Source organism: Nocardioides turkmenicus, from assembly GCF_011045035.1.
GTDB classification, from domain to species: domain Bacteria; phylum Actinomycetota; class Actinomycetes; order Propionibacteriales; family Nocardioidaceae; genus Nocardioides; species Nocardioides turkmenicus.
Genome location: NZ_JAALAA010000017.1, coordinates 60,449 through 80,175, shown reverse-complemented (window position 1 = coordinate 80,175; position 19,727 = coordinate 60,449). Strand labels below are relative to the sequence as shown.

General features: G+C 70.2%; 16 protein-coding genes. 10 read left to right on the top strand and 6 right to left on the bottom strand.

Annotated elements, in window-relative coordinates; all coding sequences use genetic code 11:
* Window positions 1–3: 3 nt before the first annotated feature.
* From G5C66_RS19080 to G5C66_RS26920, 3 genes are all read left to right on the top strand, one after another.
* Window positions 4–1,464 carry an NAD-dependent succinate-semialdehyde dehydrogenase gene (locus tag G5C66_RS19080; RefSeq protein WP_165112554.1) on the top strand — a complete coding sequence of 487 codons (1,461 nt, stop codon included), beginning with the start codon at window positions 4–6 and terminating at the stop codon, window positions 1,462–1,464.
* A 166-nt stretch (window positions 1,465–1,630) separates the two neighbouring features.
* Window positions 1,631–5,083, top strand: a complete 3,453-nt coding sequence (locus G5C66_RS19075) for an indolepyruvate ferredoxin oxidoreductase family protein (RefSeq protein WP_165112512.1) — start codon at window positions 1,631–1,633, stop codon at window positions 5,081–5,083.
* 222 nt (window positions 5,084–5,305) lie between these two features.
* Window positions 5,306–6,571, top strand: a complete 1,266-nt coding sequence (locus G5C66_RS26920; RefSeq protein ID WP_165112511.1) for a prolyl oligopeptidase family serine peptidase — start codon at window positions 5,306–5,308, stop codon at window positions 6,569–6,571.
* 13 nt (window positions 6,572–6,584) lie between these two features.
* Here G5C66_RS26920 and G5C66_RS19065 read toward each other — a convergent pair whose 3' ends face one another.
* From G5C66_RS19065 to G5C66_RS19050, 4 genes are all read right to left on the bottom strand, one after another.
* Window positions 6,585–7,076 (bottom strand): hypothetical protein, encoded by a 492-nt coding sequence (locus G5C66_RS19065; RefSeq protein ID WP_165112510.1) that lies wholly within the window; start codon window positions 7,074–7,076, stop codon window positions 6,585–6,587.
* Window positions 7,077–7,130: 54 nt separating this feature from the next.
* The gene (locus G5C66_RS19060; protein ID WP_165112509.1) at window positions 7,131–8,018 is read right to left on the bottom strand and encodes a bile acid:sodium symporter; all 888 of its coding nucleotides are present in this window, start codon (window positions 8,016–8,018) and stop codon (window positions 7,131–7,133) included.
* A gap of 172 nt (window positions 8,019–8,190) precedes the next feature.
* A complete protein-coding gene (locus G5C66_RS19055; RefSeq protein ID WP_165112508.1) occupies window positions 8,191–8,526 on the bottom strand; it encodes a DUF1048 domain-containing protein in 336 nt (111 codons plus the stop codon).
* A 117-nt stretch (window positions 8,527–8,643) separates the two neighbouring features.
* Complete coding sequence (locus tag G5C66_RS19050; protein ID WP_165112507.1) at window positions 8,644–9,936, bottom strand: HNH endonuclease; 1,293 nt, start codon at window positions 9,934–9,936, stop codon at window positions 8,644–8,646.
* A 499-nt stretch (window positions 9,937–10,435) separates the two neighbouring features.
* Here G5C66_RS19050 and G5C66_RS19045 point away from each other — a divergent pair, with 499 nt between their 5' ends.
* Together G5C66_RS19045 and G5C66_RS19040 are read left to right on the top strand one after the other, a co-directional pair.
* Window positions 10,436–11,332, top strand: coding sequence for a sulfite exporter TauE/SafE family protein (locus G5C66_RS19045; protein WP_165112506.1), 897 nt, complete (start codon window positions 10,436–10,438; stop codon window positions 11,330–11,332).
* 130 nt (window positions 11,333–11,462) lie between these two features.
* Window positions 11,463–11,822: a YciI family protein gene (locus tag G5C66_RS19040; RefSeq protein WP_165112505.1), complete on the top strand. Its 360-nt coding sequence runs from the start codon at window positions 11,463–11,465 to the stop codon at window positions 11,820–11,822.
* 31 nt (window positions 11,823–11,853) lie between these two features.
* Here the strand turns inward: G5C66_RS19040 and G5C66_RS19035 are convergent, their stop codons facing one another.
* Window positions 11,854–12,783, bottom strand: a complete 930-nt coding sequence (locus G5C66_RS19035) for an Lrp/AsnC family transcriptional regulator (protein WP_165112504.1) — start codon at window positions 12,781–12,783, stop codon at window positions 11,854–11,856.
* 193 nt (window positions 12,784–12,976) lie between these two features.
* Between G5C66_RS19035 and G5C66_RS19030 the strand changes: the two genes are divergently transcribed.
* Genes G5C66_RS19030 through G5C66_RS19015 form a run of 4 tightly spaced genes read left to right on the top strand, consistent with a single transcriptional unit; the run spans window position 12,977 to window position 18,691 of the window.
* Window positions 12,977–14,560, top strand: coding sequence for a purine-cytosine permease family protein (locus G5C66_RS19030; protein WP_338144228.1), 1,584 nt, complete (start codon window positions 12,977–12,979; stop codon window positions 14,558–14,560).
* Window positions 14,561–14,617: 57 nt separating this feature from the next.
* Window positions 14,618–15,565, top strand: coding sequence for an agmatinase (speB, locus tag G5C66_RS19025; RefSeq protein WP_165112503.1), 948 nt, complete (start codon window positions 14,618–14,620; stop codon window positions 15,563–15,565).
* Window positions 15,565–17,187, top strand: coding sequence for a thiamine pyrophosphate-binding protein (locus tag G5C66_RS19020; protein ID WP_206444305.1), 1,623 nt, complete (start codon window positions 15,565–15,567; stop codon window positions 17,185–17,187). The genes speB and G5C66_RS19020 overlap by 1 nt, the downstream gene beginning before the upstream one ends.
* A 28-nt stretch (window positions 17,188–17,215) precedes the next feature.
* Window positions 17,216–18,691 (top strand): sodium:solute symporter family protein, encoded by a 1,476-nt coding sequence (locus G5C66_RS19015; protein WP_165112501.1) that lies wholly within the window; start codon window positions 17,216–17,218, stop codon window positions 18,689–18,691.
* Here the strand turns inward: G5C66_RS19015 and G5C66_RS19010 are convergent.
* On the bottom strand, window positions 18,662–19,132 hold the full coding sequence (locus G5C66_RS19010; protein WP_165112500.1) for a winged helix-turn-helix transcriptional regulator: 471 nt from the start codon (window positions 19,130–19,132) through the stop codon (window positions 18,662–18,664). The genes G5C66_RS19015 and G5C66_RS19010 overlap by 30 nt on opposite strands.
* A 64-nt stretch (window positions 19,133–19,196) precedes the next feature.
* Here G5C66_RS19010 and G5C66_RS19005 point away from each other — a divergent pair, with 64 nt between their 5' ends.
* Window positions 19,197–19,724: a GNAT family N-acetyltransferase gene (locus G5C66_RS19005; protein ID WP_165112499.1), complete on the top strand. Its 528-nt coding sequence runs from the start codon at window positions 19,197–19,199 to the stop codon at window positions 19,722–19,724.
* Window positions 19,725–19,727 lie beyond the last annotated feature (3 nt).

Below are 19,727 nucleotides of genomic sequence, written 5' to 3'. Positions count from 1 at the left end.
GACCTGACCACCCGCCCCGACACCACCTACCTCGACGCGCTCGACGCGGCCAACGGTGTCCTCGTCGGCGGCCGCTGGACCCCGGGCGCTGCCGGCGTCTTCACCGTGGAGAACCCCGCCACCCGTGAGGTCGTCGCCGACGTCGCCGACGGCACCACCGCGGACGCGACCGCGGCCGTCGACGCGGCCGCCGCGGCGCTCCCGGCATGGTCGGCGCTGCCGCCGCGGACCCGCAGCGAGCTGCTCACCCGCGTACGTGACCTCATGCTGCGCGACGCCGACGAGCTCGCCGCCCTGATCGCGCTCGAGAACGGCAAGTCCCTCACCGACGCCCGCGGCGAGGTCGGCTACGCCGCCGAGTTCTTCCGCTGGTACGCCGAGGAGGCCGTGCGCCCGCACGGCGACTTCGGATCGTCGCCGGCCGGCGGCACCCGCACCATCGTCACCCACAAGCCGGTCGGCGTGGCCGCGCTCGTGACGCCGTGGAACTTCCCGGCCGCGATGGCGACCCGCAAGATCGCCCCGGCCCTCGCGGCCGGCTGCACGGTCGTGCTCAAGCCGGCCTCCGAGACGCCGCTGACGGCGCTCGCGATCGCCCGGCTGATGGCCGAGGCGGGCGTGCCCGACGGCGTCGTCAATGTCGTCCCCGGGCAGGACGCCGCCGGCATCGTCAGCACCTGGCTCGCCGACCCGCGGGTCCGCAAGATCTCCTTCACCGGCTCGACCGGCGTCGGCCGGATCCTGCTGCGCCAGGCCGCCGACCGGGTCGTGAACACCTCGATGGAGCTCGGTGGCAACGCGCCGTTCGTGGTGACGTCCTCCGCGGACGTCGAGGCGGCGGTCGAGGGGGCGATGGTCGCCAAGTTCCGCAACGGGGGACAGGCCTGCACCGCGGCCAACCGGATCTACGTCCACGCCGACGTCGCTTCGGAGTTCACCAAGCGTCTCGGTGCCGCCGTCGAGGCGCTGAAGGTCGGCCCCGCCGACCAGGGCAGCGACATCGGCCCGCTCATCTCCGCCAAGGCGTACGCCACCGTCACCGGCCTCGTCGACGACGCCGTGGCCGCGGGCGCCGTGATCGCCCACCGCGCCGAGGTCCCCGCCTCGGAGGGCTACTTCTACCCGCCGACGGTCCTCACCGGCGTACCGGCCGACTCGCCGCTGCTGCGCGAGGAGATCTTCGGCCCGGTGGCCCCGATCGTGGTCTGGGACGACATCGAGGAGATGCTCGCCGCGGTCAACGACACCGAGTTCGGCCTCGCGGCGTACGTCTTCGGCGAGATGGGCGAGGCGCTGCGCCTGGCCGAGCGCATCGACGCCGGGATGGTGGGCGTCAACCGTGGGCTCGTCTCCGACCCGTCGGCGCCGTTCGGTGGCGTGAAGCAGAGCGGCATCGGGCGCGAGGGTGCGCGGGCCGGCCTGGAGGAGTACCTCGAGACGCAGTACCTCAGCGTCGCCTGGTGACGGCGGCTCTGGTGATTGGCATCACGTAGGCCCTATCCATGATGATGTGACCCAGGCCACCCGCACACCATGCGGGTGGTTCCTCGGGACAGCCTCACCCCGGCGGTCCCGGCAAATACTCCAGACGGACCACCAGTGCCGCCCGGCAGATTGAGGAGTCACCCCTATGACCGCAGTGTTCGAGCCTGGGACATCGTTCGAGGCCTACGACCTGGCCGATCGCTACCGCGTCGGAGCCGGCCCCGTGCTGCTGACCGGGATCCAGGCGATCGCGCGGATGCTCGTCGAGCAGCGAGCCCTGGACCAGCGCCGCGGCCTGCGGACCGGCACCTTCATCTCCGGTTACCCGGGCAGCCCGCTCGGTGGTCTCGACCAGCTCCTGCTGGGGCTGCCGAAGGAGATGGCCGACGCCGACATCACCGTGGTGCCGGGCCTCAACGAGGAGCTCGCCGCGACCGCCGTGTGGGGCTCGCAGTCGGCGGTCACCCTCGACACCGAGCGCTACGACGGTGTCACCGGCGTCTGGTACGGCAAGGGCCCCGGTGTCGACCGCGCCTTGGACGCGATGCGTCACGCCAACATGTACGGTGCCCACCCCCAGGGCGGCATGCTGATGCTGGTCGGCGACGACCCGGCCGCGAAATCCTCCACGGTTCCCGCGGTCTCCGAGCGCACCCTGGCCTCCCTCGGCATCCCGGTGCTGTTCCCGCGCAACGCCTCCGAGATCGTCGAGTACGGCATGGAGGGCATCGCCCTCTCCCGCGCCTCCGGCTGCGTGGTCGCGCTCAAGATCGTCGCCGACGTCGCCGACGGCGCCTGGGTGGTCAACCCGGAGATCGGAGTCCTCGACCCGGTGATGCCGAAGACCGAGTGGGAGGGCGTGCCCTACACCTACGAGCCGACCAAGATCGAGCTCTTCCCCGACCGGATCGTGGGTGCCGAGGCGAAGCTCTACGGCCCGCGGATGAACGTCGTGAAGGCGTACGCCGCCGAGAACCACCTCAACCGGATCGAGGTCAAGGCGCCGAACGCCAAGGTCGGCATCGTCGCCTCCGGCTCCTGCTACGACTCGATGCGCCAGGGCCTCAAGGACCTCGGCCTCGACCACGACGACCTGATGGCCGCCGGCATCCGGGTGCTGCGGCTGGGCATGATGTGGCCGGTCGAGCCGACCATCGTCTCGACCTTCGCCGAGGGCCTCGACGAGATCGTCGTCGTCGAGGACAAGACCTCCTTCATCGAGCAGGGCATCCGCGAGATCCTCTACGGCGAGCCCTCCGCCCCGGTCATCGTCGGCAAGAAGGACCGCGCCGGTGTCCCGCTGGTGCCGCTCGACGGCGAGCTCACCGCCGGCCGCCTGCTCGCGCCGCTGCGCCGTGCGCTGAAGGGCTACGCCGACCTCAAGCCCGCCGGCCCGGCCCGGATCGACCTGCCGCTGCTGTCGACCTCGCGCACGCCGTACTTCTGCTCCGGCTGCCCCCACAACCGCTCGACGGCGCTCCCGGACGGGAGCCTGGGCGGCGGCGGCATCGGCTGCCACACCCTGGTCACCGCCTCGCAGCGGGAGGACAGTGCGGTCGTCGGCATCACCCAGATGGGTGGCGAGGGCTCGCAGTGGATCGGCCAGGCGCCCTACAGCCACGCCGGCCACACGTTCCAGAACGTCGGCGACGGCACCTTCTTCCACTCCGCCCAGCTGGCGATCCAGGCGTGCGTCGCGGCGGGCGTCAACATCACCTACAAGCTGCTCCACAACGACGTCGTCGCGATGACCGGTGCCCAGAAGCGGCAGGGCGAGGTCGAGATGGCGCAGCTGACCCACAAGCTGATGAACGAGGGCGTCAAGGCGATCATCGTGGTCGCCGACGAGCCCAAGCGCTACCGTCGTGCCAGCTTCCCCGCCGGCGTACGTCTGTGGCACCGCGACCGTCTCGACGAGGCCCAGCGGGAGCTGCGTGAGATCGAGGGCGTGACCGTGCTGATCTACGACCAGCACTGCGCCGCCGACGCGCGCCGCCAGCGCAAGCGCGGCAAGCTCGAGCCGCGTAACACCCGGATCGTGATCAACGAGGCCGTCTGCGAGGGCTGCGGCGACTGCGGCGTGAAGTCCAACTGCCTCTCCGTGCAGCCGGTCGAGACCGAGCTGGGCCGCAAGACCCGCATCGACCAGACCTCGTGCAACACCGACTACACCTGCGTCGAGGGCGAGTGCCCCTCGTTCATGGCCGTCGAGACCGACCCGAAGGTCAAGACCGCGAGGAAGGCGACCCCCGAGCCGCCGAAGGTCGCCGACCCGGGCTACGACGAGCTGGACCGCACCTACGGCGTCTTCATGGCCGGCATCGGCGGCACCGGCATCGTCACCGTCAACCAGGTGCTCGCGACCGCCGCGCTCCGCGCCGGCTACGGCGTCGAGTCGCTCGACCAGGTCGGGATGAGCCAGAAGGCCGGTCCGGTGACCGGTCACCTGCGGTTCGGCCCGGGCACGATCGATCCCTCCAACCGGGTCACCCCGGGTTCGGCCGACGCCCTGCTCGGCTTCGACCTGCTCACCCTGGCCGAGGGCAAGAACCTCGCCTACGGCGACCCGGCGCGCACCCGCGCCGTCGTGTCGACGTCGAAGACGCCGACCGGTCCGATGGTCTACGACAAGGACATCGCCTACCCGGCCGACGACGAGCTGCTCACCCGGGTGAACGGGGCGACCTCCTCGCTGCGGGCCTTCGACGCGCTCTCCGCCGCGGACACCCTCTTCGGCAACACCGCCGCGGCCAACTTCCTGCTGGTCGGCGCCGCCTACCAGGCCGGCGCCCTCCCGATCCCGGCCGAGGCCATCGAGGAGGCCATCGGCATCAACGGCGTCGCGGTCAGCGCCAACGTCGCCGCGTTCCGCTGGGGGCGTGCCTCGGTCGCCGCGCCGGAGGAGTTCGCCAAGGTCACCGGCACCGCCACCGCGCCGGTGGAGGAGATCGCCGTCCCGGCTCTGGACGAGGCGAATTTCGACGGGGAGGTACGCCGCCTGGCCGAGTTCCGCGCCCCGAAGCTCGTCGCCTTCCAGAACCAGCAGACCGCCCGCCGCTACGTCGAGGTCGTCGACCGGATCTGGAACGCCGAGCGCGCGGTCACCGACGAGACCCGCTTCTCCGAGGCGGTCGCCCGCTACCTGTTCAAGCTCACCGCCTACAAGGACGAGTACGAGGTCGCCCGGCTGCTCACCGCCCCGGCAGCTCTCGACGGTGTCCGTGCCGAGGTCCAGGGCAAGATCAGCTTCAAGCTCTCCCCGCCGGCGTTCGGGGCGATCCTGAAGGGTCGCAAGATGACCTTCGGCCCGCGCTCCCACTTCATGCTCCGCCTGCTGGCGACGCTGAAGTTCCTGCGCGGCACTGCCTTCGATCCGTTCGGTCGTGCCCACGTACGCCGCACCGAGCGCGCGCTCCTTGCGCACTACACCGAGCTCGTCGGCTCGCTCGCTGAGGAGCTCACCGAGGAGTCCTACGCCCGGGCCGTACGTCTCGCGGAGCTCCCGGACATGGTGCGGGGCTACGAGAACGTGAAGATGCGCAACGTCGAGGCCTACCGCGAGGCGCTTGCCGCCGAGGGGATCGACCTGACGGTCTAGAGCACATCGAACGCCTCAGCCAGCCTCGACCGCGCTCCTGCGCTGTCGAGGCTGGCGTCTGTCCGGCGGATGTTGCCGGCCGAGACGCAGGCCTGCCGAAGGAGGCGCGCGGACCTCTGACCGGCACGAAAATGTTGACGTTCACATCGGCAGGTCACTAGCGTCCAGTGCCGATGTGATGTCGTTCACATCGCATGCTCGGTCCCTGCCGAAGGAGCTCCTGTGCGCACCTCGATCACCCGCCGTTCTGTTCTCGTCTCCGGTGCCGCAGCCGGGGCCTCGGCACTGCTGGGCACGCCCGCGGCCAGCGCCGCCGTGAACGCCTCGAGCGCCGGGGGCGGGGCCTGGGTGACGCCGGTCGCCGAGGTGCTCGACGGCGGCGAGCAGGTGACGTCGCTGCGGATCTCGTCGGCCGCCTTGGCCCGTGCCGAGCGGTCGTCGCTCACGGCGAACACCTTCGCGGTGTACGTCGCGGCCACCAACCCGCTGACCGGCGAGGTCGCCTACGAGCAGGATCGGAGGGTCAGCGCTGCGGGCTGGTCCCGCCGCGACGAGGTCACCCTGGAGCTCGAGCACGGCTGGGGCGTCGCCGGCGGGGGCACGCTGAGCTATATGGGGGCCTACGGACGAAACGTCCTCCTGGACCTCGACTACACCGTCACCCAGGTCGAGCCTCTGCAGGGCGCCGCGGGGAGCGGTCGGATCGTCATCGGCTCCTTCCGGCAGGGCCGGCTGTCCGACCCGGAGGTCGACGCGTTCGAGCATCACGCGACCGCGTCCGGGCTGAACTACCGGTTGTTCTCGCCCGCCGGGGTCGGCGGCCCCGACGGTGCGGCGCTCGTCGTCTGGCTGCACGGAGGCGGCGAGGGCGGTCTGCTCGCCGACGGCTACGACTACTACGACAACGAGACGCAGCTGCGTGCCAACCGGGGTGCGCTCGGCTTCGCCACGCCGGAGGCGCAGGCTCACTTCGGTGGAGCGTACGTGCTCGCGCCTCAGTCGACGTCCGCCTGGATGCTGGACGGTGACCGATTCGCGCCGCTGGTCATGGAAGCGATCGAGGAGGTCGTCGCGACCCGCCGGATCGACCGGCGACGGATCCACGTGGTCGGCTGCTCCAACGGCGGCTACATGTCGCTCAAGATGGTCGCCGAGCATCCGGACGTGTTCGCGACCTCGACGCCGATCTGCTGTGGCATCGGTGCGCGCGACGGGTCGAGCACCTACTTCATCTCCGACGCCCAGCTCGAGGCGATGACGACACCGACCTGGTTGGTCGCCTCCGCCGATGACACCACGCTGGACTCGCAGGCGAACACCGTCTATGCCCACGAGCGGATCGACGGATCGATCATGAGCCTCTACGACAGGGTCACCTGGGACGGCAGCACCTACCCCGGCCACTGGTCGTGGATCTACGTCGCGCGCAACGACCCGAGCCACGACGGCCGGAGCATCTGGGAGTGGATGGCGACGACGAAGCGGTGACCGGCTGCGTCGTCTAGAGCACGCCGAACGCCTCTGCCAGCCTCGACTGCGCCCCTGCGCTGTCGAGGCTGGCCTCTACCCGGCGGATGTTGCCGGCCGAGGGGTAGGCGAAGAAGGCCATCAGCGCCAGCGAGATGGCCCCGCCGATGACGTACGTCATCACCTGGCCCTCGGTGAACACGAAGGCCAGGGCGAGGGAGACGAGCGCGACCACTTCGCTGAGCACGAGGCGGAGGATCATCGACATCTGGTGCTTCTGCAGCGCCTCGCCCTTCGCCTTCTCCGGGTCGGTCCCCGGCGTGACCGGAGCGACCCGGAACCCGATCGCCGACAGGATCAGGGCGATGACGACGCCGGCCACGACCTGACCGCCGATGACGTACGTCGAGGGCAGCGCCAGGTCGGCGTCGGGGACGCTGAGATAGACGACCAACCCCAGCACCACGATCATGCTCATGAAGGCGAGCGCCAGCATCTGAACCGAACGCAGGGCGGGTGTGGGCATCTGAGACTCCTCATCGACGGGTGACTGAGACGCAACCTAGCGGAGGAGGGATCGTCAGGTCGTGACGTCGTGAGGCTCGGCGGGCCGGGTCGCGCGCGACCGGGTGATGAGGAAGCCGAAGGCGGTCGCGAGGACGTACATCACGATGCTGTAGACCGCGGCCGGAATGGCCACCGTCGTGTTGTCGAGCACGCTGAGCGCGATGGTGAGGGCGATGGTGGTGTTGTGGATCCCGACCTCCATCGAGGTGGCGATCGCCTGCTTCTCGCCGAGCCGGAACACCCGGGCGCCGAGGTAGCCCAGGCAGAGGCTGGCGCAGCAGAACAGCGTGACGACCACGCCGATCTCGCGGAGGTAGTCTGCGAGGTTCTCCCGCTCCCCGAGGATCGCGCCGACCGAGACCATGACCAGCACCACGATCGAGAAGATCCGGACCGGACGGTCCGCCCGGGCCGCGAACGTGGCGGACCGCTGCCGCACCAGCATCCCGATCCCCACCGGAACCAGCACGATCGCGATGACCTGGACGACCTTGCCGAACTGCAGGCCCAAGGTGTCCCCGGCGTCGAAGTAGCCGATCGCCGCGTTCGTGATCAGCGGGATCGAGACGGCTGCGAGCACCGAGTTGACGGCGGTCAGCGTGACGTTGAGGGCGACGTCACCACGGAACAGGTGGCTGAACAGGTTCGCCGTGGTCCCGCCGGGGGAGGCGGCCAGCAGCATGACCCCGACAGCGATCAGCGGATCCACGTCCGCGACCAGCACCAGTACGAACGCGATCGCCGGCAGCACCAGGATCTGGAGCGTGAGCGCGACGAAGACCGCTCGAGGAGTGCGTACGACCCGGCGGAAGTCTCCCGGCGTCAGACTCAGGCCCAGCCCGAACATGATGATCGCCAGCGCGATGGGGAGGCCGACCGAGAGCAGGACCGAGTCGTTCACTGTGTTCCTCCGATGTGCGGGACGGCCGCCGCGATCGGCCAAAGAGACGTGCGTCACAGTGGACCATGAGCAGGGGTGGCGGTACAGCCTTATTCGCACAAATGCCCGTGTCCCCTGCCGCGAGGGCCTTGTCGGCTCGCAGCAGGGGACGTGACACTGAGCATCGCCGGGATCAGACGAGCTTGTGGGCGACCTCGTTGAGGTTGTTCCGAAGCTTGTCGCGGTAGGCGTCGTGCTGCTCGGGCAGTCGGGCGTCGCAGAAGGCGGCGAGGTCGGGGCCGGTGAGGTCGATGACGTTGCGGTCGGTGGCGGCTTCGGTCTCGAAGAGGTCGAGGATGTCGCGGAGGATGTCGACGATGTCCATGCCGTCGCTGGTGGTGAAGCGCCACATGTAGTTCTTCATCTCTGTGTAGACGGTGCGGTAGTCGGCGGGGAGTTCGTTGGCGCGGGCTTCCATGCGCTTCCAGTCCTTCTTGTCGCCGATGAGGCGGGTGAGGATGTTGTTCATGTCGTTGCTCCTTCTTCGGTGGTTCGGGCCCCTTGTTTGGGGCTGTGGAAGAAGCGTGCAGGCCTGACGTAGCGTCAAGGTCAAGCACTGATCCGAAGAAAGTCCCTCGGCGCTGGGTCAGGCCGCGAGGCGGTGGTCGAGGAGTAGGTCGCGCAGCGCGAACTCTCCCGGAGAGAGCGGTGGCGGATCTGGGCGCCAGGTGTCGGGTGGCGGGCTGGTGTAGGCGTGGCCGGTGGGTGTGATGGTGACGATGGAGCCATCGGGTCCTGGCCTGGCCCGCCAGCCGAGGGCCTCTTTCGCCTGGTTGCAGCGCTCGCACAAACCTTGAAGGTTCGCAGCGTTGGTGGCGCCGCCGTCGGCGTGGCGTTCGACGTGGTCGATGTTGCGGATCGGGGCGTCACAGCCGACGGTGCGGCAGATCCCACCGTCACGGGCGGTGATGAACTCGGCCAGCCCGTCGGGTGCCTTGCGGGAGCGTGACTCCATCGCGACCAACTGCCCGACCGGGTCGGTGAACAAGCGACGGACGAACACCTCGGCATCGTTGAGGGCGTCGCGTGCCCAGGCGGCGGGGACGGGGCCGTAGCCCTCGACCATCGCGGGCTGGTCATTGTCGTTGGTGAGGGTGTCGGCGGTCATCACGATCTTGACCTCGATCCGGGGATTGACGCCGGCCTCACGGCCGGTGACCCGGTCGACGAGGGTGTCGGCCATGACCTGACCCCGGGTCCGCTCGTCACCAGCGGCGGCAGCGGTCTTGGCGGCCTGGTCCAGGGCTGCGAACACGGCGACGCCGTCTTTGACCGGCAGGAGGGCGCCGAGCCAGGTCATGGTGTCCGGTGCCGGCCGCAGACTGACCCGGCGGTCCTTGGCGGCGTTGGCGGCGCGTGCGACGACGGATTCTTGGTCGAGGGTGATGGCGAGCTTCTTGGCGGCGTTCTCGAGCTGGCGTAGCCCCATCGAGACCGCCTTCGCGGGCTCCCCCTCGGGTCCGGTGGCGCAGAGCTGCTGGTCAATAACGCGGCGGTCTTCGAGGGAGAGGCAGGCGGTTTCGCGGGCGAGGATGGTGGCCTGCCACTGCGAGAGCAATCCGGCCTTCATCAACCCGAAGGTGTGGGGCATCTCGGTGAGGAGGATCTTGGCCAGCCCGAGCAGCTTGGCACCCTTCGCCGGGGAGACCCGCCGCGCCAACGCCACCTGCGAACCGACGCCCTCGCCGAGTTTCCGGGCCGGAACGCCGGCCTCGGCCTGGCGGGCCCAGGCGGCTTCCTCGAGTCGTACCGCTGCTTCTGCCTGAACAGCCTCAGCCCGACACTTCGCCGCTTCGAGACGGGTGATCCAGTCGACCAACTCGCCCTCGGACGCACCGGGCGGTGGTCCGTCGAGGAGGCGGTCGATGGTCTCGTACATGCGTCTCATTATATGCGAAACCAGCAACATGACGCGACTCATTTATGCTGGTCAGCCCCATGTTACGCAGTCAGCGAAAAAGGCACATGAGTGCTGCGCCACTCTGTCGCCGCCGCCCCGATACAGGCGAAATCTTTCTCGATCAGGTGGCGGGTCAAGGATGGCCGAAGGCCACCGCGAAGCGGCGCCCGAAGGGCGTCCTTGACGCGGCGGCTGATCGAGAAACACTCAAAGAACGGGTCGGCGGCGAACCCTGAAACGAAAACACAGTCGCCAGACCGAGGTTTCCCGAGAAGAGAAATGTGTTGGTCTCGACACGCCTCCGCCTAGCGGCTCCGGCGGCTCGACCAGCGGGGATGCGCGACCAGCGGGGGAGCGGGTCGGCGGGCATATCGTCCTGCTCCCCGAGACACCGAACTGACTCCGTTGATTCGATCTTTTATAGTAAATCGAGTTACATGACTATCTCACGGTCTTCGATCCCACACAGGAGGTTCGCATGGAGCGGCTGATCGTCTTCGCGCTCGTCGGTCTCGCGGCCCAAGCTGTCGACGGGTCGCTGGGGATGGCCTACGGCGTCACCTCGAGCACGCTCCTGGTCGCCACCGGGGTGGCACCGGCGGTGGCCTCGGCATCGGTGCACCTGGCCGAGGTGGGCACGACGTTCGCCTCGGGCGTGTCCCACTGGCGGCTCGGTAACGTCGACTGGAAGGTCGTGGCGAAGATCGCGGTGCCGGGCGGCATCGGCGCCTTCGCCGGCGCGACCGTGCTCTCCAGCATCTCCACCGAGAGCGCCACGCCGTGGGTGGCGGGCCTCCTGCTCCTCCTGGGTGTCTACATCATCGCCCGCTTCGTCTTCGGCAAGCCGCCGGTCTTCATCCCGGGCCGTCGCCCGGGGCTCGGGCTCCTCGCTCCGCTGGGCCTGTTCGGCGGCTTCATCGACGCCACCGGTGGCGGCGGCTGGGGTCCGGTGACCACGCCGACCCTGATCTCCAGCGGCACCCTGCACCCGCGCAAGGTGATCGGCTCGGTCTCCACCGCCGAGTTCGTCACCACCCTCTCCGCGAGCGTCGGCTTCCTGGTCGGCCTGGCCGGCGAGGCGCTCGACTGGCGCGTCATCGCCGGCCTCCTCATCGGTGGCGTGATCGCCGCCCCGTTCGCCGCCTACCTCGTCAAGCACCTCTCGCTGCCGGTCCTGGGCGGTCTCGTCGGCAGCATCATCCTGATCACCAACGGACGTACGCTGCTGCGCGACTTCGACGCCGAGTCGGTCGGCGCCTACGGCCTGCTCTTCGCCGTCGCCGCCGTCATCGTCGCCATCGCGGTGCGCAAGGCCGGCGGCAAGATCGCCCCGGCGCAGGAGCCGACGCCCGAGTCCGAGGCCGCCAACGCCTGAGCGTCGACATGCCGGCGACCTCGTGGCCGGTGGAAAGATCTTCCGATGTCGATGTCGAAGGAGAACGATGTGGTTCGACGCACATGTGTCGGCCACCGAGCAGCGGTGGCCCCGAACTGAGGAGCACATCATGCCGCGTTTCATGGGTTTCGTGAAGATGGAAGAGGGAAACGCCCCGGCACCGGAGGCTCTCTACAAGGCGATGGGCGACTACGTCGGCGAGCTGGCGGCGGCAGGGCACTTCCTCGACGGCGGCGGTCTCTTCGGCAGCGAGGACGCGGTCAACTTCGTGGTGGACAAGGGCGAGGTCACCCGGGTCGACGGTCCGTACGCCGAGGCCAAGGAGGTTGTCGGCGGCTGGGCGCTGACCCGCTACGACACGCTCGATGAGGCGATCGCCGCGCAGAGGGAGTTCGCGCAGCTGCACGCGACGTACTGGCCGGAGTGCAAGATCGTCGCCACCTTGCGCCAGGTCTCCGAGGGCGACTAGACGTCGGCGAGGGCGATGCCTCGGCGGGCGCTCAGGCGCCGCCGAGGTGCAGGGACGCGTACGTCTCCTTGACGAACCGGAGGTGGCTCCAGGTCTCGGCCTCGCGGACGCCGTCCAGCTCGCGGATGTGGTCGAGGACGTCGACGAGGTCGCCGGAGGTGGCGGTGTTGACGGTGAGCAGGGCGTCGTAGCGCCCCAGGGTGCGGGCGACGAAGGTGACCGACGGGAGGGTGGCGAGCTGCTCGGCGATCGGGCGGTGGGCGGCGCCGTCGAGACGGAGCCCGATCCCGGTCGCCGTACGCCGCTCCCGACCCGAGTGGCGCACGACCGCGCCGACGCGGACGACGTTGCCGTCGAGCAGCCGGACCACCCGGCGGCGGGTGCCGGCGGGGGAGAGGCCCACGCTCGCGGCGAGGTCCACGTACGACGCCCGGCCGTTCGCCTGCAGCGCGCGCAGCAGCGCATAGTCGGTCTCGTCGAGCGACCCGGCGGCGGGCGCGGGGCCGACCGGGGCGGCCACGTCGCGGATCACCTCGGTGTAGAGCAGGGTCTCGGTGGTGACGATGCCGTTGATCGCGCGCACCTCGGCGAGGGCGTCGTCGATCCGGACGATGTCCTTCGCCCGCAGTTCCAGCACCAGAGCGTGGTGACCGCTGGTCATCGAGACCAGGGTGGTGTCCTCGCGCGCCGCGGCCGCCTGAGCGACGTGGGTCGCCGAGCCGTTCACGGTGACCGAGACGTGGGCGAGCACGTCGTGGCCGAGGACCGCCGGATGGACGACGCCCCGGATGTCGATGTGCCCCTCGGCCAGCAGCCGCTGGACCCGGGTCGCCGCCGCTGATCGGGAGAGGCCGACCTCGGCGGCGATCTCGCGATGCGTCAGTCTGCCGTCCTGCTCCAGCAGGAGAAGGATCGCCTCATCGATGCCATCGAGGACGCCAGGGGTGAATTGGTTCGACATTTTTTGGGTCTGTCTCCTGGGACGTATCGATCCTGTGATCCGCGAATGAGGTGCCATTATGACGGATCGTTCGCCGCTGGCAGGCATATCGACAGTTATTACGCCCAAGTTAAGAACGAAACGATTGCGGGCTTGTTCAGGGTGCTCTTAGAGTGACGCAGATCTCGGCCGACCCACAGACCCAGGAGGCCCGGTGTCCACCGAACCGATCACCGTCCCGTCAGCTCAGCCCCAGCCGCCCAAGGTCACCGAGGTCGAGCAGCACGGCGTCGAGCCGATCCCCGACCCCGAGCGCAGCGCCCGGCCGCTCGACCTGTTCCGGCTCACCTTCGGTGGCGCCAACACCATCGCGACCGTGGTGCTCGGCAGCTTCCCGATCCTGTTCGGACTCTCCTTCGCCCACGGGCTGCTGGCCACGCTCCTCGGGCTGCTGCTCGGTGCCTTGGTCCTCGCCCCGATGGCCCTGTTCGGCCCGCGCAACGGCACCAGCAACTCGGTCAGCTCCTCGGCCCATCTCGGCGTGCACGGCCGCATCGTCGGCTCGTTCCTCTCCCTGCTCACCGCCCTCGCGTTCTTCTCGATCTCGGTGTGGAGCTCCGGCGACGTGCTCGTCGGCGGCGCCCACCGCGCGGTCGGGCTGCCGGAGAGCGACCTGACGCTGGCGCTGGCCTACGGCCTGTTCGCGGTGCTCGTGCTGATCGTGTGCATCTACGGCTTCCGGTTCATGCTGCTGGTCAACAAGATCGCCGTCATTGCCGCGACCCTGCTCTTCCTGCTCGGGATCGTCGCCTTCGCCGGCGACTTCGACCCCGGCTACGCAGGTGCGTTCGGCTCCGGCTGGGAGGCGTTCGGCCAGCCCGGCTTCTGGGCCGCCCTCGTCGGGTCGGCGCTGATCGTGATGTCCAACCCGGTCAGCTTCGGCGCGTTCCTGGGCGACTGGGCCCGCTACATCCCGCGGGAGACCGCGGGACGCTCCTCGATGGCCGCCGCGTTCCTGGCGCAGGTCGCCACCCTCGTACCGTTCTGCTTCGGCCTGGTCACCATGACGATCATCGCGACCCGCGAGCCGGAGATCTTCGAGACCGGCGCGTACGCCTCGGGGCTGCTCGCGATCGCGCCGGGCTGGTACTTCGCGCCGGTCGCCCTGATCGCGCTCATCGGCGGGATGTCGACCGGCACCACCGCGCTCTACGGCACCGGGCTCGACTTCTCCAGCGTCTTCCCGCGCTTCAACCGGGTGCAGTCGACGGTGCTCATCGGCATCTTCGCGATCGGCGTCATCTTCATCGGCCGGTTCGTCTTCGACGTCGTCTCCAGCATCTCCGCCTTCGCCGTGCTCATCATCAGCTGCACCGTGCCCTGGATGATGGTCATGACGATCGGCTGGTACGTCCGGCGCGGCTGGTACGACTCCGACTCGCTGCAGGTCTTCAACCGCCGCCAGCGCGGGGGCCGCTACTGGTTCGCCCACGGCTGGAACTGGCGCGGCCTGGCCGCCTGGCTGATCGCGGCCGCCGTCGCTCTCACCTTCGTGAACCTGCCCGGCCAGTTCGTCGGCCCGCTCGCATCGCTCGTCCCCGGCGGCGTCGACGTCTCGATCCCGCTCGGGATGGGGCTCGGCGCGCTGCTCTACCTCGGCCTGCTCTTCGCCTTCCCCGAGCCGCGCGACGCCTACGGCCCCGAGGGAGCCCGGCTCGTGCCGACCGCTCCGCCGGCGAACACCCCGGTGACCTCCGTCGACGACGGGCCCGCGGCCGCGGCCACCGTCGTCGGCTGACCCCGCACCACCTCCGCACCACCTCGCACCATCCGCACCACCAAGGAGAACCACCTCATGCCCATCGGGCCCATCGACGCCTCCAAGAACCCCCGCTACGCCGGCTTCGCGACGTTCGCGCGGCTGCCCCGCCTCGACCAGGTGGAGCACGCCGACATCGCGGTCGTCGGGGTTCCGTTCGACACCGGCGTCTCCTACCGGCCGGGTGCCCGGTTCGGCCCGGCGCACGTGCGGGAGTCCTCGCGCCTGCTGCGCCCGTACAACCCGGCGCTGGACGTCTCCCCGTTCGCCTCGGCCCAGGTGGTCGACGCCGGTGACATCGCGGCCAACCCGTTCCACATCGACGAGGCGATCGACACCGTGCACGCCTCGGCGCTCGACCTGACCGCCGACGGCGCCCGGCTGGTGACGATCGGCGGTGACCACACCATCGCGCTGCCGCTGCTGCGGGCCGCCGCCGAGCAGCACGGCCCGGTCGCGCTGATCCACTTCGACGCCCATCTGGACACCTGGGACACGTACTTCGGCGCCGAGTACACCCACGGCACGCCGTTCCGGCGCGCGGTCGAGGAGGGCATCCTCGACACCGAGGCGCTGAGCCACGTCGGCACCCGCGGCCCGCTCTACGGCAAGAAGGACCTCGAGGACGACCGCCGCTTCGGCTTCGGCATCGTCACCTCCTCCGACGTCTTCCGGCAGGGCGTCGACGAGGTCGTCGACAAGCTCCGGCAGCGGGTCGGCAACCGCCCGGTCTACGTCTCGGTCGACATCGACGTCCTCGACCCCGCGCACGCGCCCGGCACCGGCACCCCCGAGGCCGGCGGGCTCACCTCCCGGGAGCTGCTGGAGATCCTGCGTGGCTTCGCCGGCCTGAACCTGATCGGCGCCGACGTGGTCGAGGTCGCCCCGGCGTACGACCATGCGCAGCTGACCGGCGTCGCCGCCTCGCACGTGGCCTACGACCTGGTCTCGCTGCTCGCGATGCGGCACGCGGAGCAGGCGTGATGAAGCGCAACGGCGGCGACGTCACCGTCGAGAGCCTCACGGCGCTCGGCGCGACCCACGTGTTCGGGATCCCGGGCCAGCACGCCCTCGGCCTCTTCGACGCCATCCGCCGCAGCGACCTGAGCTTCGTCTCCTCGCGGGTGGAGAACAACTCGGTCTTCGCCGCCGACGGGTACGCCCGGACGACCGGCCAGGTCGGAGTGGTCTTCTGCTCCACCGGGCCGGGAGCGCTCACCGCGCTGGGTGCGCTCCAGGAGGCGTACGCCGCGTGCGTCCCGGTCCTGATGATCACCAGCCAGATCCCGCGCGACGGCCTCGGCGGGGCCCGCAAGGGCTACCTGCACCAGCTCGACGACCAGCAGGCCAGCGCTCGCAACGTCACCAAGTCGACCGCCGTCGTGCGGGACGCGGCCGCCATCCCGGGTGTCCTCGCCGACGCCTGGGCCACCGCCCAGGAGGCGCCGGCCGGTCCGGTCTGGGTCGAGATCCCGCAGGACGTCCTCCTCGAGGAGGTCGCCGTGCCGCCGGTGACGTCGCTGGCCGCGCCGGTGCGCGCACCCCGGCGGCCCCGGCCGGAGGTCACCGCCGAGGTCGCCCGGCAGCTCGCTGCCGCCGAGCGTCCGGTGGTCCTCGCCGGAGGAGGCGTACGCCGCTCCGCCGGTGCCCCGGAAGCCATGGTCGCCGTGGCGGAGATCCTCGACGCACCGGTGGTCTCGACCTCCGGAGGCAACGGCTCGATCCCGCTCGCGCACCCGCTGAGCGCCGGGGCGTGGATCGAGGACCGGCACACCACCGACCTGCTCGAGGACGCCGACGTCCTGCTCGCGATCGGCACCTCGTTCGGCGAGGTGACCAGCAACTACGGCACCTTCGCCCCGCGCGGCCGGGTGATCCAGGTCGACGCCGAGGCCCGGGTGCTCGGCTCCAACCACGACGTCGTGGGTGTTCACGCCGACGCCGCCGCGGCCCTGGGTGACCTCGCCGAGGCGCTCAGCGAGGTCGGCCCACGGTCCGCGAGCAGGCGGACCGGCGCCGACGTCGCCCGCGACCTGCGTACCCGCGTCCACAAGCGGCTCGACGAGCAGGACCTCGCCGCCGAGCAGCGGCTGCTCGCCGACCTGCGCGCGGCGGTGCCCGACGACGCGGACACGTTCTGGGACATGACCATCGCTGCGTACTGGGCATGGTCGGCCTGGGACCCGCGCTCCGGCGGCTTCCACACGGCCCAGGCCTCCGGAGGCCTCGGGCTCGGCTTCCCCGCGGCGATCGGCGCCGCCGTCGGGTCCGGGCGGCGTACGTTCGCGGTCTCCGGGGACGGCGGCGCGATGTACTCCATCGCCGAGCTCGCCACCGCCCGCCAGCACGACGCCGACGTCACCTGGCTGGTGATCGACGACGGCGGCTACGGGATCCTGCGCGAGTACATGACCGGCGCGTTCGGCGAGGCCACCGCCACCGAGCTCGCCCGGCCGGACTTCGTCCGCCTCGCCGAGGCGTTCGGCATCCCCGTCCGTGCCTCGACGCCGGAGACCGTCGGCGAGATCGTCGCCGGCACCTTCACCACCGGCGGACCCGCCGTGGTGGTTCTTCCGACAACCCTCCGCATGTTCGCCCTCAGCTGACCCCGCCCACCTGACCGGGAGCCCCCTCATGGATCTCACCATCATCGTCATCTATCTCGCCGCCATGGTCGCCTTCGGCTGGTGGGGCAAGACCCGCACCAGCGACAGCTCCGACTTCCTCGTCGCGGGCCGCCGGCTCGGTCCGGTGCTCTACACCGGCACCATGTCGGCCCTCGTCCTCGGCGGCGCCTCGACCGTCGGCGGCGTCGCGCTCGGCTACGAGTACGGCATCTCCGGGGCGTGGCTGGTCGCCGCGATCGCCCTCGGCGTGCTCGCGCTGAGCCTGTTCTTCGCCGGCCGCATCCAGCGGCTGCGGATCTTCACCGTGGCCCAGATGCTGGAGCTGCGCTACGGCGTCGGAGCCACCGCCGCCTCGGGCCTGGTCATGGTCGCCTACACGCTGATGCTCGCGGTCACCTCCACGATGGCGTACGCGACGGTCTTCAACGTCCTCTTCGGCACCGACCGCGTCGTCTCTGTCCTGATCGGCGGCGTGATCGTGGTGATCTACTCGACCATCGGCGGGATGTGGTCGATCACTCTGACGGACATGGTGCAGTTCATCCTGCAGACCGTCGGCATCTTCCTCCTGCTCCTGCCCTTCACCTGGAGCCACGCCGGCGGCCTGGACGGGATCAAGGCGCGCGCCGCGGACTCGGTCTTCGACCTGGGTGCGATCGGCACCGGCACCGTCATCACCTACATCGTCGTCTACACCTTCGGCATGCTGATCGGGCAGGACATCTGGCAGCGGGTCTTCACCGCCCGCTCTCCGCAGGTGGCTCGTTGGGGCGGCACCGCTTCCGGCGTCTACTGCCTGGTCTACGGCGTGGCAGGTGCACTGATCGGTGCTGCGGCGTCGACCTTCGTCACCGTCGAGGACCGCAACGACGTCTACGCCACCATCGCCGAGTCGATCCTCCCGGCCGGGATCAGCGGTCTTGTGCTCGCGGCCGCGGTGGCCGCGATGATGTCGACCGCCTCGGGTGCCCTGATCGCGACGGCGACGGTGGCCCGCACGGACGTGCAGCCGCTGCTGGCCCGGCTGGTGGGGCGTACGCCGGCACCCGTCCAGGACGAGGCGGAGAACCCGGAGCACGACGTACGCTCCAACCGGATCTACGTCGTCGCGATCGGCATCGCCGTCGTGGTAATCGCCTCCCTGCTCAGCGACGTCGTCTCCGCACTGACCATCGCCTACGACATCCTCGTCGGCGGCCTGCTCGTGCCGATCCTGGGCGGGTTCGTGTGGCGCCGCGCGACCGGTGTGGGTGCGGTGGTCGCGATGGCCGCCGGAACCGTTGCCACGCTCGGCACCATGGCGGTCGTCGGTGACGTGCTCGCCAACGAGCCCGTCTACGCGGGCCTCGTCGTCAGCGCCGTGGCGTACGTCCTGGTCAGCCTGCTCACCCGGCCGACCGACCCCGCGGTGATGCGGGAGTGGACCAGCCGGCTCGCGGAGGACGCGCCGGAGTCAGCCGTCCTGGAGGGAAGCGGCAGGTAGCGGGACGGGTCGGACCTCTCGTGGGCCGCTGAGGAAGTGGCCCTCCTCGCAGGTCAGAGACAGGTGCACCTCGCCTCCGCAGTCGCGGTGCTCCAGCGCGAGGGCCGACCCGCGCCCGTCGGCGAGATAGCGGTCGCCCCACTCCATCAGCGCGACCAGCGCGGGGTAGAGGTCGAGGCCCTTCTGGGTCAGCTGGTACTCGTGGCGCTGCCGCTGGCCCTCGGCGTGGTAGGGCGCCCGGACGAGGACGCCCTGGTCGACGAAGGTGTTCAGCCGGTCGGTGAGCACCGCGCGCGAGACGTCGAGGTTCTGCTGGAAGTCGGCGAACCTGCGTACGCCCAGGAAGGCCTCCCGGAGCACGAGCAGGCTCCACTTCTCGCCGACCACCGCCAGGGTGCCGGCGACGGAGCATCGGGTGCGGTCGATCTCGTCGGTGATCACGAGACCAGGGTACGACGCTGAATTCGTTTGACGAACTCAGCAGGTCGGGCGGAGAGTTCGAAATATGAACTCAGAACGTCTTGTCGTGCTCCCGGCGGTCGCCACTCGGCCGGTGCGGCCCGACGACCTGGCCGCCTTCGAGCGGATGTGGGCGCGGCTGTCGGAGGAGACCATCTACCGGCGGTTCCACGCCCCGATCAAGCGACTCTCGCTCAAGCTCCGTCGCTACCTCGTCGACGTCGACCACCTCGACCACGACGCCCTGGTCGCGGTCGCCGGGGGAGAGGTGATCGCCGTGGCCCGCTATCACCGCTGTGCGGACGAGCCGGGCGCCGCGGAGGTGGCGGTTCTCGTGGAGGACGCCTGGCAGGGCCGCGGCCTGGGAGCGCGGATGCTGCGCGAGCTGGCCTCTCTGGCGGGTCACCGCGGCATCCACGTCCTCACCGGCGAGGTGCAGTCCGACAACCTGCGGATGCTCGATCTCGTGCAGTCGCTCCTCGGCCCTGGATCGCTGCAACCCGGTGGGACCGTCGTCCGCGTACGCGGCCGGTGGGTGCGCCCCGAGGGACACCCGACCGTGATCGCGTCCTGACCA

Bases quoted from the DNA above. Each gene is read 5' to 3' on its own strand.
- G5C66_RS19075 (WP_165112512.1), top strand. From the start codon at position 1,631: ATGACCGCAGTGTTCGAGCCTGGGACATCGTTCGAGGCCTACGACCTG.
- G5C66_RS19050 (WP_165112507.1), bottom strand. From the start codon at position 9,936: ATGTACGAGACCATCGACCGCCTCCTCGACGGACCACCGCCCGGTGCG.
- speB (WP_165112503.1), top strand. From the start codon at position 14,618: ATGCCCATCGGGCCCATCGACGCCTCCAAGAACCCCCGCTACGCCGGC.
- G5C66_RS19035 (WP_165112504.1), bottom strand. From the start codon at position 12,783: ATGTCGAACCAATTCACCCCTGGCGTCCTCGATGGCATCGATGAGGCG.
- G5C66_RS19055 (WP_165112508.1), bottom strand. From the start codon at position 8,526: ATGAACAACATCCTCACCCGCCTCATCGGCGACAAGAAGGACTGGAAG.
- G5C66_RS19005 (WP_165112499.1), top strand. From the start codon at position 19,197: ATGAACTCAGAACGTCTTGTCGTGCTCCCGGCGGTCGCCACTCGGCCG.
- G5C66_RS19065 (WP_165112510.1), bottom strand. From the start codon at position 7,076: ATGCCCACACCCGCCCTGCGTTCGGTTCAGATGCTGGCGCTCGCCTTC.
- G5C66_RS19040 (WP_165112505.1), top strand. From the start codon at position 11,463: ATGCCGCGTTTCATGGGTTTCGTGAAGATGGAAGAGGGAAACGCCCCG.
- G5C66_RS19015 (WP_165112501.1), top strand. From the start codon at position 17,216: ATGGATCTCACCATCATCGTCATCTATCTCGCCGCCATGGTCGCCTTC.
- G5C66_RS19045 (WP_165112506.1), top strand. From the start codon at position 10,436: ATGGAGCGGCTGATCGTCTTCGCGCTCGTCGGTCTCGCGGCCCAAGCT.
- G5C66_RS19020 (WP_206444305.1), top strand. From the start codon at position 15,565: ATGAAGCGCAACGGCGGCGACGTCACCGTCGAGAGCCTCACGGCGCTC.